Origin of the sequence: Proteus sp. LHD240705 (assembly GCF_047921555.1) — a bacterium.
In the GTDB taxonomy this organism is placed as follows: Bacteria; Pseudomonadota; Gammaproteobacteria; order Enterobacterales; family Enterobacteriaceae; genus Proteus.
This window is the reverse complement of the sequence record NZ_JBLRMI010000001.1, coordinates 480,998-494,080: the sequence shown is the minus strand read 5'-3', so window position 1 is coordinate 494,080 and position 13,083 is coordinate 480,998. Positions and strand designations below refer to the sequence as shown.

Annotated in this window: 13 protein-coding genes; 2 read left to right on the top strand and 11 right to left on the bottom strand. The window is 35.4% G+C overall.

The features are described 5' to 3' along the window. Position 1: 1 nt before the first annotated feature. From ACNART_RS02315 to budA, 9 genes are all read right to left on the bottom strand, one after another. Positions 2 to 1,036, bottom strand: a complete 1,035-nt coding sequence (locus ACNART_RS02315) for a TAXI family TRAP transporter solute-binding subunit (RefSeq protein ID WP_368926626.1) — start codon at positions 1,034 to 1,036, stop codon at positions 2 to 4. 388 nt (positions 1,037 to 1,424) lie between these two features. Then, positions 1,425 to 1,937, bottom strand: a complete 513-nt coding sequence (locus ACNART_RS02310; protein WP_198619963.1) for a DedA family protein — start codon at positions 1,935 to 1,937, stop codon at positions 1,425 to 1,427. A 78-nt stretch (positions 1,938 to 2,015) separates the two neighbouring features. Further along, complete coding sequence (locus ACNART_RS02305; RefSeq protein WP_198619964.1) at positions 2,016 to 2,816, bottom strand: energy-coupling factor ABC transporter ATP-binding protein; 801 nt, start codon at positions 2,814 to 2,816, stop codon at positions 2,016 to 2,018. Then, on the bottom strand, positions 2,803 to 3,645 hold the full coding sequence (locus ACNART_RS02300; RefSeq protein ID WP_198619965.1) for an energy-coupling factor ABC transporter ATP-binding protein: 843 nt from the start codon (positions 3,643 to 3,645) through the stop codon (positions 2,803 to 2,805). Before ACNART_RS02300 ends, ACNART_RS02305 begins: the two co-directional genes overlap by 14 nt. Then, positions 3,639 to 4,340, bottom strand: a complete 702-nt coding sequence (locus ACNART_RS02295) for an energy-coupling factor transporter transmembrane component T (protein ID WP_198619966.1) — start codon at positions 4,338 to 4,340, stop codon at positions 3,639 to 3,641. The genes ACNART_RS02300 and ACNART_RS02295 overlap by 7 nt, the downstream gene beginning before the upstream one ends. Positions 4,341 to 4,342: 2 nt before the next feature. Then, positions 4,343 to 4,924, bottom strand: coding sequence for an ECF transporter S component (locus ACNART_RS02290; RefSeq protein WP_109372201.1), 582 nt, complete (start codon positions 4,922 to 4,924; stop codon positions 4,343 to 4,345). A gap of 77 nt (positions 4,925 to 5,001) precedes the next feature. Further along, entirely contained in the window at positions 5,002 to 5,430 is a 429-nt protein-coding gene (locus ACNART_RS02285) for a PPC domain-containing DNA-binding protein (protein ID WP_198619967.1), read from the bottom strand. 305 nt (positions 5,431 to 5,735) lie between these two features. Continuing rightward, positions 5,736 to 7,409 carry an acetolactate synthase AlsS gene (alsS, locus tag ACNART_RS02280; RefSeq protein WP_368926628.1) on the bottom strand — a complete coding sequence of 558 codons (1,674 nt, stop codon included), beginning with the start codon at positions 7,407 to 7,409 and terminating at the stop codon, positions 5,736 to 5,738. A 66-nt stretch (positions 7,410 to 7,475) separates the two neighbouring features. After that, complete coding sequence (budA, locus tag ACNART_RS02275; protein ID WP_198619969.1) at positions 7,476 to 8,303, bottom strand: acetolactate decarboxylase; 828 nt, start codon at positions 8,301 to 8,303, stop codon at positions 7,476 to 7,478. 271 nt (positions 8,304 to 8,574) lie between these two features. Here budA and ACNART_RS02270 point away from each other — a divergent pair, with 271 nt between their 5' ends. Then, positions 8,575 to 10,392, top strand: a complete 1,818-nt coding sequence (locus ACNART_RS02270) for a hypothetical protein (protein WP_368926630.1) — start codon at positions 8,575 to 8,577, stop codon at positions 10,390 to 10,392. A 94-nt stretch (positions 10,393 to 10,486) separates the two neighbouring features. On the opposite strand, the gene ychF is transcribed toward ACNART_RS02270, so the two are convergent. Beyond that, a complete protein-coding gene (ychF, locus tag ACNART_RS02265; RefSeq protein ID WP_023582042.1) occupies positions 10,487 to 11,578 on the bottom strand; it encodes a redox-regulated ATPase YchF in 1,092 nt (363 codons plus the stop codon). A 189-nt stretch (positions 11,579 to 11,767) separates the two neighbouring features. Continuing rightward, entirely contained in the window at positions 11,768 to 12,352 is a 585-nt protein-coding gene (gene pth / locus ACNART_RS02260; RefSeq protein WP_198619972.1) for an aminoacyl-tRNA hydrolase, read from the bottom strand. Positions 12,353 to 12,696: 344 nt separating this feature from the next. On the opposite strand from pth, the gene ychH reads away from it, so the two are divergent. Then, complete coding sequence (gene ychH / locus ACNART_RS02255) at positions 12,697 to 12,975, top strand: stress-induced protein YchH (RefSeq protein ID WP_072068239.1); 279 nt, start codon at positions 12,697 to 12,699, stop codon at positions 12,973 to 12,975. The last annotated feature ends 108 nt before the right edge of the window (positions 12,976 to 13,083 follow it).

The window sequence follows — 13,083 nt, the reverse complement described above, 5'->3', positions numbered from 1 at the left end:
GTTATTTATTATTAGTCTGCGTTTGAGCTTCAGGTGGAATAAGATAATCAGGGATCTCTAATCCGATTTCTTTGTAGTAGCGGTAAGCCCCTAAATGTAATGGTACAGAAACACCTTTTAATGCATTTTCTGTGGTGATGTACTTGGCTGCGCTGTGAACTTGGTGAACCTCTGGAAGGTTCTCAAACATAGTTTTTGTCAACTCATAAACCAGATCATTATCAATGCTGGTTGTGGTCATTAAGATATTAGGTTGAGCAATCGTATTGACCATTTCAGTTTGACGAGGGTAGGTGTTGGCGGGGATTTCAAAACGAAACCATGAATTCGCTACATGATTGATATCATCAAGTTGCTTATCCGTGACTTCGAGTAATTTTGCACTGACACCACTTGCGTACATATCAGTTACCGCAGAAGCTGGCACCCCAGCAGGTAATGCACCACCATCAAGGCGGCCATCTCGCATGGCAGAAACGGTATCGCCATATCCAAGATATTCAGGTGTGATATCTTTTTTAGTTAAATTCACGCCTTGAAGAATAATAATCGTGGATTGTTCAGTACCACTGGCTTGAGGACCCACAGAAAAGCTAGTCGCGCGAATATCTTCTAATGTGCCCGTTTTTACTTTGTTATCCATTAAAACAAAGTGCTCAACATTAGGCCATAACATAGAAATTGAACGCAGATCTTTTTCTGGTTTGTCTTCAAAATTACGCACCCCTTCATAAGCCTCTACGGCTAAAAGGCTTTGTAAAATTGAAAGTTGAGCTTCATTTTTCTGCATTAAATAGATATTTTCTATTGATCCCGCTGAAGATTGTCCTGTTACTTGAACACCTCTGTCCTTAAGATGTGTACTCCATACGTTTGCTAAACCCACTCCCATCGGATAATACGTTCCTCCTGTTGAAGCGGTTGCTACAGAGAGAAATTGTTTATTCGCATTCTCTTTTTTGCCGATTACTGCTAATGAGACAACAGCAATAACAGCAACAATACCGATGGCAAGCTTTGTTTTTCTTATTCTCATGATGTTGTTCCTGTACATAAAAACGCAGGTGAATGTTTCACACTAACTTGTATACAACATGACAACTTTTATAGAAAACAAGAAAGTTAAAGAATTGTGAGGTGACGTAATGAAATTTAAACAAGAAAATAACAATTTGTGATCAATATAGTAATTATGCAATTTTTAATCATAATTATGGTGATAGTCATAAAACACAAAAGAAAATATCAATAACTTGCTAGGGAAACGATAAAATGAGCTAAAAAATAGCCTATTTATCGATAATAAAAAATAAAATGAAAAAAAGAGAAATTGGTAGAAATTTAAATAATTTTGCGAAAAAAAGTGAAAATAGATGAGTTTGAGAATTAAGAAAATAAGTAAAATTAAGGATTAATCAGTATTCCTATAATGCAATAGAGAGCACTCCTGTTGCAATTAGAATAAACATTGCAGACCACACCAATGCAGAAATAGCGCTAGTGATATAAATACCATAAGCAGGTAATTTTAATAAGCCTGCACTAAAGGGTGTTAAATAACGAAAGACAGCTAAGAATCGAGAAATAAACAAAATATAGTACGTTTTATTTTTTAATAACTGTTGAACTCGATTTATTTTTGATTGATAACGCTTAACCCACAATTTAAGACGAGGAAAACGATAAATTGAACACCCCAATTCATAGCTTAAAATTGAACCTAATAAGGCACCAAGACTGGTTGCTAACCAAAGAAATATCGGGGAGTAAAGTGGTAAACAGGCACCAAAAATAAAGATCAACATCAAAGATGCTGGTGGCAAAAATGAAGAAATACCGATGGTCGATTTTCCAGCCGTGATTAAGATAATAGATAAGAATAGGGTAATAGGAGATAAGTGACTCAATGAGTCTAATACCATGTGAAAGATTTCCATTTAATTATCTCCAGCAGCAAAATAAATGATAATAATAGAGATAAGTCTTAAGATTATTATAAGCTAATATTATGATTTCTATTTATTCTTAATTAACATTTTAGCCCATTCAACAGGGCTGTTTTTTATTGGTAATTTTAATTTCTGACTTAATGAGTATAACGTAGGTGCGGGTATATCTGAAAGGGATTGCAACGTTGAGCTCATTAATACACTTTCAGGAGCACCATCAGCAATTAATTTTCCTGATGATAAATGGATAACCCGCTGAAAATGACGTGCCGTAAAATCAAGATCATGGCTAATCGCAAGAACAGATGTACCTAATGTTTTTTGTATCTGAAGCCAGTTCTCAAAACATGTTAGCCAATGTGCATCGAAATCGCGAGTTGGTTCATCAAGTAGTAATATTTTGGGGGATAGAATACTCAAACTTGCAACGGCAACCATTCTACGTTGACCTGCGTGTAAATCTAAAGGATGAACATCAGCGACATTGCTTAAACCGCAAAGCATTAATGTTTCATCCAAACGTTTTTTAATCTCTTCTTTAGAAAACTTGCGTTGTTTCAAGCCAAAAGAAACTTCTTTTTCTACGGTGTTATGAAATATTTGTCGTTCAGGCTCTTGGAATAATACACCAATATATTGAGCACGTTGCTGTGCTTTCATTTGAGATAATAACTGATTATTGAGTTTTATCTCACCTTCATTAGGCGTTAACAATCCTGCAATTAAACGTAATAGTGTTGATTTACCCGCACCATTATCACCAACGAGTGTTATCCATTCACCTTGATTTAATGTTAAAGATAATTGAGAAATACACGGTGGAACATCTTCACTCCAACGATAAGTCACTTTATCAAGCTGTAACATAAAACTCCTTAAAAGCCTTAAGTAAGGCCTTATCGTTATTTACAATATTTTTTTTCCAATGATGGTTTTCGACTAACCAATTTAAAGCTAACCATGCATCAGGAGCATTAATTGTTGTAAATAAGAAAGGAAATATATCTTTTAAAGCACCTGCTGCTTTTATTGTTCCTGCTTCTAACAATAAAAATTGTTCACTAAGTGTTATTGCAGGCAATAAATTGCGTTCAAAAATAATCACACTACATGTGTGCTCTTGTGCGTACCGTTTAATGCGTTGCTGTAATTGTTGTGTTGCATTTGGTGTTAAACGACTAAATGCTTCATCAAGCAATAATAATTTAGGGTGCATGGCAAGAGCGCTTGCAATGACTACACGCTGCGCTTCTCCGCCTGACAGTGTAGAAGGGTGGCGGAAACGAAGGCTGTCACATTGCGTTAATATCATTGCTTCTTTTACGCGAAATCGAACTTCATTATCACTTAACCCCAAATTTTCAGGGCCAAAAGCAATCTCTTGCTCTACTGTAAAAGCACAACCTGAAAGTTGTAATTGAGGAGATTGTTGAACGAGTTGTCTACCGGGGGCTAGTGATACTAATCGGCTTTTATCCAGAGCAATATTTTGTACAATTCCCAAGCCTTGCACTGAGCCTGTTAATAAATCGGGATGCCAACCTGCTAGTAGTTGGGCAAGAAGGCTTTTTCCACTGCCATTTCCTCCCAAAACAACAAGCCATTCTCCTTGCTTTAATTGTAGATCAATAGGGCCAATAATAGGTTGCTCATCGTCTTTAGGAGTAAAACTAAATTGCTGAAGATTTATTACCATAGCCAAATAGCTCCTTCAACAAAGATAAGCAGTAAAATAAAATAGCGTAACATCTCTTGTAGTGGTGTATCGACAGGGGGAGAAAGCGTGGTACGTTTTGCAATAATACGAAATCCTCGCATATCTAATGCAGCGCTACGAATCGTTAAATCACTTAATACATGGCTAATAAGTGGCAAGACAATAGCAGGCAATGTTATTAGACGTTGCCAGAATGAACCATCAAGAGGTACACCTCGTGCTAATTGTGCTTCTCTTATATTGTGTAACTGTTGGCGTAATTGTTCTACAAGTAACAAAGGCCCTGCTAATAAATAGGAAAGACTCATAGGTAGACGGCTAGCAAATAAGGCTCTAATAAATTGTTCGGTTGAAGTGTACTGCAACCACAATTGAGCACCGCTTATTATTGCTAATAATCTTAGCCATAGCGTTATTGCCATAGCTTGTTTACTGGTATCTAAAATGCCACCTGTTAACCAATAAGCAAACCAACCGCTATGAACTAACCATAGGCCTATCGCCATAGGGATCATCAACCATGCAATAAGGCGCCAACGCCAGCGAGAGGCTTTCCAAAGTAATAAGCTAATAAAAGTACCACTGCTAATTATCAGCAGTGGTAAGCTTAATGATAAAAACAGCACACTGGCACTTAGCCAAAGCCATAATGCCAATGAGGTAAAGGGATGCATTATTAGCGAACCTTAGCCATTGCAGGGAAGTTGCGTTGTGTTTTTTGTGGTAATTGACGTACTAATAACCAAGCAATAATCGCTGATAATATTTTATCGGCGAGATTTGCACCTAAAACAGTAATTGCAACAGATTCAATAAGCCCTTCACCAACCGCATGAAAATAAGCGACAAAGAAATCTGCGCCACTGCCTGTGGCACCACCAAATAAATAAGTCCGAATTGGAACAGCGACAATCATTAACGCTAAAGTAATAATAATACCTGAGCCAATAACTCGAGTTAATGAACGAAAACCACCAGCACGCGCTAATAAACCTGCACTTAATCCTATCATCATGGCAACAGGTGCAAATGCAGCAGCCATTGGGCCACTAATTAATCCCCATAACAGGTTGGTTAATAATCCAGTAAATAATGCAACCCATGGACCACCTAATAAGGCACAGATAAGCGTGCCGATGGAGTCTAAAAAGATAGGAAGTTTGACCATTGAGGTGATTTGACCACCGATCATATTTATTGCAATAGAAACAACAATGAGCACAAGAGTACGGCTCGAAATTAGAGGAGTTGTAGACATAGTTTAAAAACCTTTACAAAGGATAGTGACTATTGGTTTTATTATTCTGCATCAATAACGCTCTTTTTATAAAAAGGCTATTTACGCGGTGTGATGACCAACTCCTCATAACCAGAGTGTTCACAAGGCTGACGGCTAAAAGTCACTTGCTCTAACTCACCAATAACGAGTTCTAGCGTTGTGCGCACTGTACAACCTGGCATCATATGTCCACCACACATTAATCCATTTTCATCTGAAACCGCTAAATGCAAATGTTCACCTTGGTCATCTAATGTTCCAATTAGTGAAACAATTTCAAATTTACCCGTAAGATAGCGATTTTCTTCACGTCCTGCAAAGCGTAATACCACATCTGTTAAACTGCCCACACAACCTGCAATAAATGCCGATTTCAGGTTTTGTTCTTTAATCATCTGTCGTAATGCCATAATCACATCTTCATTAGGGAGAAGGCGAAGTGGAATAAATCGAGAATTGGAATAAAGTAATGAGGTGTGTGGCATGGTGATTATCCTAATAACTGAATGTCTATATTTAATTTATTATGGTTATTGTAAGCACTAAAATGACCGTTTCAGATAAGATAAGACTTAGTTTATTTTTATTATCTACTTTCATTTTTATGCACAAAACTCGCATAATGTATTATTAATAAAAAAAACGAAAGAGGAAATAGATAATAACTTTTTATTAACAATGAAATTGTTTTGTATCAAAAGAATAAAATATGGAAAAACAAAGGAGGGCATAAGGATGAAAGGAGAATGTTCATCCTTATTTTTCTAAATAGGGCGTTTAAGTAAGATAACTAAATAATCAAATTATAATCAATATGTTCCATTAATTTAGCGTTATCACTATAATCGACAGGAATAGCAAGAACAGCAGGGCCATCAACAGCCATTGCTTCATGTAAAACGCTACGTAATTGAGAAGCACATTCAACAGAAAACCCTTTAGCTCCGAAGGATTCCGCGTAACGTTTAAAATCAATTGCGCCAAATTTCACGCCAGAATAACGACCATATTTTTCCTTTTCTTGCATTTCGACCATATTATAAGCGTTATCCACCCAGATAATATGTAGGATATTTGTATTTAAACGAACCGCAGTTTCTAATTCCATTGAAGATTGCATAAAGCCACCATCACCAGAAACAGAAATAATTTTGTCAGAAGGACGAACAAAAGAGGCACCAATTCCCCACGGCAATGCAACACCCATAGTTTGTTGACCATTAGAAATCAGCATTTGTCTTGCTCTAAAACTATAAAGATAACGAGCTAACCAGATATGAAAACTCCCCATATCAATACACAGTGTTACATCGTTATCAATAATATCTTGCATCTCATGAATAATGGTTAAAGGGTGAATAGGACTACCTTGCCTAAAATAACTATTTTGTTGCAGCGTTTCTCTTTGCTGGCGAATTTTTTCTAAAACCTGACGAGTGTTATTTGAGAGTGTAATTTGAGATGTGGATTGTTTAGCGAAACGCTGAGTTAAATTATCGAGAGTTAGTTTGATATTGCCGGTTAATTCTAAATCAGGGCAATAAGCTAGATCTATTTCAGCTGGAATTTCATCAATATGAATAATATTGGCATTGTTGTGATTCCATAATGAAGGTTCATATTCGATTGGACTATAACCTAACGTAATGACTAAATCAGCATGGGAAAGTAATTCATCGCCTGGCTGATTATTAAATAAACCTATGCGACCAGCAAATAAAGGAAAATGGCGTTGAGCGATAGCGCCTGCTGATTGATAAGTTCCCACAATTGGGAGAGGGCAAATATCGAGTAGTTTTTGCAGTGATAATGCATTATCAGGATAACTCGCCTGCAAACCTAATAAAATGACAGGGTTTTTTGCCATTAATAATAAGGTAACCGCTTCTTTTATTGCATCATTGTTTGCTCCACCCAGATTAGATTTAGGCACTAATATTGGGCTATCAACAGCATTATTTAAAATGTCCATTGGAAATGTTAAGAAAGCAGAGCCAGGTCTTCCTGATTCTGCATGACGAAACGCATTGACCATTATTTCAGAGATTGATTTTGAGGAATCAATTTCAGCACAAAATTTAGTGATAGGATTAAACATGGTAACGGTATCCATACTCTGATGAACCAGTTTTAATCTATCCGCCGATTTTACTGAACCGCCTAATGCGACTAACGGATCACCTTCAGAAGTTGCCGTTGCAATGCCAGTTGCAAGATTAGAACATCCTGGCCCTGATGTAGTGATAGCGACTCCCGCTTTACCCGTTAAGCGTCCGACTGCCGCAGCCATAAATGCCGCATTCGCTTCATGACGAACAACCACAGTTTCAATATTTGAATCAACAAGCGAATCGAATACACGATCGATTTTTGCACCCGGAATACCAAATACTTGTTTGATGCCATGTTGCTCTAATTGTTTGACGACTAAATCTGCACCACATTTCCAATGATGAGTGTTCATATAACCTTCTTTGAGTTTGCAAGTGAATAAAATACAAGCGGGTAATAAAGCTAAGAGGCTTCTAGATTAATTTTCAGCTTTTTCTATTGCCTGATGCAGATTGTCTGGCATTAAGTTAGCTTGCAGAAACGTAGCTTGGCAGGGTAAGTCGATGGTAAGGCGAGAAATAACACCGATTTTTAAGGTGCCATATTTTAAATAGTAATCAAGAACATGACCACCACCTTGGCGTTGTTGATTTATATAATGTTCATGAAAACCAGCAACATTTATTCCTTGAGTAAATTGTGGTGAACGAAAGCCTGCAATAATACCGGTTTCGTTATGAAACGTGAAAATAGGTTGATTTTTTATTGCTTCTAACATGGGAAGGTAAGGAGGCTCTTGGCGAGGAACAGTACGTGTTTTGACTAATTCAAATTCGCCTTCAATTTTAATTGCACAAAAAAGATTATCAGAAGGAACATACTGATTGATTGTATTATGTATTTCTTGTTGTGAGGCGCCGTAAGAAAACGAATGTTCAATATCAGAATTAAAAAAGGTCATCACAGCAAAAGGGGATTTTTGAGAGTCTAATGCCTTACGGGCACTGCCATCAGAACGTAATTGGAAAACGTTGTTATCAAAAGCAACTAATTCACCATCAAGTTGATTAAAGGTGCCCAAACCAAAATCACCCTGTTTTAATAAATCAGCAATAGTAACATCACTATCATAAACGCCGGCAATTAAGCTGCTCATTAATGAATTCTGATAAATAGTACATTCGGGATGATTATTAATATAATTATTTAGATTGGTTACTATCTCTTGGCTACATTGACAACTACTATTTTTATTATGGGCTATATCGCTATTATCTCGCATATTATGGCTTAAATTATAATTCATAATGCAACTGATCCTTATTTGATAAAGATGGTCATTAATTGACTATCAATTTAATTATTAGTCTCGTGAATAAAAAATTCAAATGTTTTTATTGTTATTAAAATATTAATGATAATTTACTATTTTTTAGATGTGTGTGGTGATTATTTTATAAAGTTATTTGAATGGTTTCTTTTAAGTTATTTGAATGGTGGTTGCTTTATAAAAGTAGAAATCATAAATGCTTGTTATCGTCACTTACGATACATAATTAATTATATAGGCTACCATTATGAATATAGTATTTACATATCTAAAGGCTCATTTAGCTAAGGATACTACAGCCGCTGTTGATCTGGCAGATTATCATCCTTCTTTTAAGAACTTATCTTTCGCAAGAAAGATATTGAATATAAAGTTAACAACTGTTGAGTGTAATTTCTGTTATAAAAAGAAGGATCAAGAACTTAATATAAATAAAGCCATTAAATACCAAAAACTGCTTGGAAAATTAGCTGGAATTGAGCAAAGAAAAACATATCAAGATAAAGATATTAGGCATAAAGGTTTTGAAACTTTAAAAAAATTTCATTATGAATTCTCTAAAGTAAATATGGATTTTTCAAATTATGATCTTTCCAATGTTGATTTAAGTAGTTATTTTTTGGAGAGATCGAAATTTACAAATAGTGATTTGAGTGGAACTAAAATCAAGGCAAATGATGCTGATTTTTCGAATGCCAAGCTTGATGGTGCGCAAATAAAATTTAAAAAAATAAAATATATGGATAGAGTGTGTGTAGGTGAAAAAATAATTGATGATCCGGCTAAGAAAGCAATACTTAATACTCTCAGAAGTATTGATGATAAATATTCTGATATTAAAATAAATCTCGTCAAGAAATTAATCAAAGCAGTGCATTATTGGGATAAAAATTATGTAAATGTACAACATATTGACTCATTTCTGGATTACATTTTTTCAAAAGAATATTATTTGGAAGATAAAGAGATTAGAGATTCTGTTAAATCTTTGCTTGATCAATTAACTCTAACTAATAATAATGAAAAACATATAGCACTAAAGCACGTATCGTTATATCTGGATATTATTTCCAAGTTTTTTAATGATCAAGAACAGGATGATTTCCTATTGAAAAATAATAAAAAATTTATTAATTTAATGGCAGTCGCTCTTTATCATGATGACAGAAATATTCAAGAAAAATCTAGAACTTTATATGATAAATATCTTAAATTAGAAAGGGTAAGATCCTTTTATGAAAAGCATAAAACTGTTAATGATGAAAAGGTTGATTGGGATAATAAAGACGCTAATAATATAATTATTATTAATGAAAATAAAACGATGGTGACAAGCTATAACGAATTAAATAAAATGCTATTTGCCGACCTTAAAAAAGCGGATACACAGTGGAATTCATTTTATCTTTATAACGATAAAATATTGCAGAAGGTTAACGAAAGCAATCTTTATGTTTTATTTAATAAAGATTTTAAGATCTTTAAAGAGAATTATAATGATTTTGCTCTGAGTGAGAAATTTAAGAAACTAGCATCAAATTTTGATAGTTACGCTGAAGGATTCAATTCTGCTTTCATTGGTAATCATATTCAGGTTAATGACAAATTAATTGATCGTGATCAGAAAGAGCAAACTAAAATATATTTGGTTTTAAAAGAATTAATAGATATCCCAGAAACCAATATTTCAATGACATCACTCAAAAATAAACATTATCAACAAATATGTGACATTTTTGAATTGAACGGGTTAAAGGATAAAGAAAAGTCTAAATACTTACTGTGCCTTGCAATTATATTTGTTAAATATGCATCTAACGATGTATTTGGCTTGGGAAATAAGTCACCTCAAGTATTGAAACTTTATGCTTATGCATTAATAGATAAAGCTAATAAATTAAATGCAAAATTAATGGGCGATGATTATTATGATTTTATGTCTGATTTAGTGGGAAGCGGTAAAGAGACCACTGAAACAACTGGTCTTTATTTCCGAATGAGTGCATATGGAAAAATGCGCTGTGCTTCTATTTTTAATAAGATGATACCACCACAGTGGAGATAATACTTATTTAATGCAAAAGCATAAAAAACCCCAAAAGCTGGAGATCAACTTTTGGGGCTTAATTAAGAAAATGTATTTTTTGTAATAACGAGAATTACACGTTAAACAAGAAGTTCATCACATCGCCGTCTTGAACAATATACTCTTTACCTTCTGCACGCATTTTACCCGCTTCTTTTGCACCTTGCTCACCACCGTAAGTGATAAAATCGTTATAAGCGATAGTTTGAGCGCGAATAAAGCCTTTTTCAAAGTCAGTGTGGATTTTACCTGCGGCTTGTGGCGCAGTTGCACCTACTGGTATTGTCCATGCACGTACTTCTTTAACGCCCGCAGTGAAGTAAGTTTGTAAGTTCAGTAATGCGTAACCCGCACGGATAACACGGTTTAAACCGGGCTCTTCGATGCCTAAATCTTGCATAAACTCTTCACGCTCAGCATCTTCTAATTCAGCAATGTCTGCTTCAATTGCAGCACAAACAGGAACAACCACAGAGCCTTCTGCTTCTGCGATTTTGCGAACGGTTTCAAGGTAAGGGTTATTTTCAAAACCATCTTCATTAACGTTTGCAATATACATTGTTGGTTTTAACGTTAAGAAGCTTAAATAACGAATAGTCGCTTTTTCTTCTTCAGTTAAATCTAAAGCACGTAACATGCCCGCGTTTTCTAAATGCGGTAAGCATTTTTCTAACACTTCCATTTCTGCTTTAGCAATTTTATCGCCACCTTTCGCTTTTTTCTGATTACGGTGCATTGCACGTTCACAGGTATCTAAGTCAGAAAGGGCAAGTTCAGTATTGATAGTTTCGATATCTTCAGCAGGATCAACTTTGCCCGCAACGTGAATGATATTGTCGTTTTCAAAACAACGAACCACATGGCCAATCGCTTCAGTTTCACGAATATTAGTTAGGAATTGGTTACCTAAACCTTCGCCTTTAGATGCGCCTTTTACTAAACCCGCAATATCAACGAATTCCATTGTTGTAGGTAAAATACGCTGTGGCTTAACAATTTCAGCTAATTTATCTAAGCGAGGATCAGGCATTGGAACAACACCTGTGTTTGGCTCAATAGTACAGAATGGGAAGTTGGCTGCCTCAATACCTGCCTTAGTTAAGGCATTAAACAGTGTAGATTTCCCTACGTTAGGCAGACCGACGATACCACATTTAAATCCCATAAACGTTCACCTTGTCACATAAAAACAACAGGAGGGAGTGTTCCTGTTGTGTGCTGTTAAAAAAAATTTGGCGCTATTATAGAGCAAATCCCCGATTGATTAAATCATCAGGGATTAATCGCGCAAAAGAAGAGGGTGATTTACCCACTTAATACCTTGAAAGTAATTGAGTTTGCTTACTAATGCTGATTAAGCTTTAAAACTATGTAAGCGGTTTATGGCTTTTTCATAGCCGTCACGCATGAGAATCTCTGTGCATGAAAGTGCTTCATCAATAGCGTCATCAATTAATTTTTGTTCACTCATGGGTGGTTTGCCTAATACAAAACCAACCACTTTATTTTTATCACCAGGGTGACCAATACCAATGCGTAAACGATAGAAGTTCGGATTATTAGCAAACTTACTTTGAATATCTTTTAATCCGTTATGACCGCCATTGCCACCACCTAGCTTCATTTTGACAACACCGGGTGGTAAATCGAGTTCATCATGTGCAACTAAAATTTCATCAAGCTCAATGCGATAGAAATTTGCCATTGCTTGTACCGCTTTACCACTTAAATTCATAAAAGTGGTAGGCACTAATAATCGAACATCATTACCATTCAAATTAATACGCGCAGTGTAACCAAAGAATTTACTCTCTTCTTTTAGAGATTGTTGATGGCGTTGAGCCAATAAATCAACATACCAAGCACCCGCATTATGACGAGTCTGGGCATAATCTGCACCGGGGTTTGCTAACCCGACGATAAGTTTAATTTTACTCACAATAGCCTTTCACTGTTATCGTCTTAAAAGAAAGCCCATAGTTTACCTGTCTAAGCTCAGAAGCACAAAATAGATTACATAGAATATTTTTTGAAATGATAAGCAGAGGAAATGTTAATTTTTTGATTTAACAAAAAGAGCGAAAATAACAAAATCGGCGCTGTTTTATTCTTTTGAAAGAAAAAAACACATTTTTTGTTAAGAATTGTCAATAAATTTCGGAGCGATGTGATCCCTTCGACAATAACTTCTTAGTATTTATGGCTATAATAACTACAAAGAATAAAAGGTTATTCGATGTATTTTGTTGTTGAATCGTCTGACGACGCGCTTGGAGGTGCAACATGAAATATAAACATGCATTTGCAGTCGGTAATTTATGTATGGCTACGGGGATGGTTGTGATGCTCGGTAGTCTTGGTTATACGCTTCTTAGCCATATTTTCCCATTAGGGCTCCCTGAATTTCTAGCGGATATCTCTTTAATGGGGATTTTTATTGGTGCTCTAGTTTGGTTAGCTGGCGCCCGTATTGGTGGTAGAGAAACAATAGCAGAAAGATATTGGTGGTTACGTAACCATGATGAACGTTATCGTCGTCATGACAATCACCGTTATCCATAATGTTATTATTACAAATGAATATCAGAATAGATAAAAATAACAAGAAATTAAAAACTGATGTTAAGTGAATAATAGTTGTCATTATGCGTTGTAATACACACCTATAGA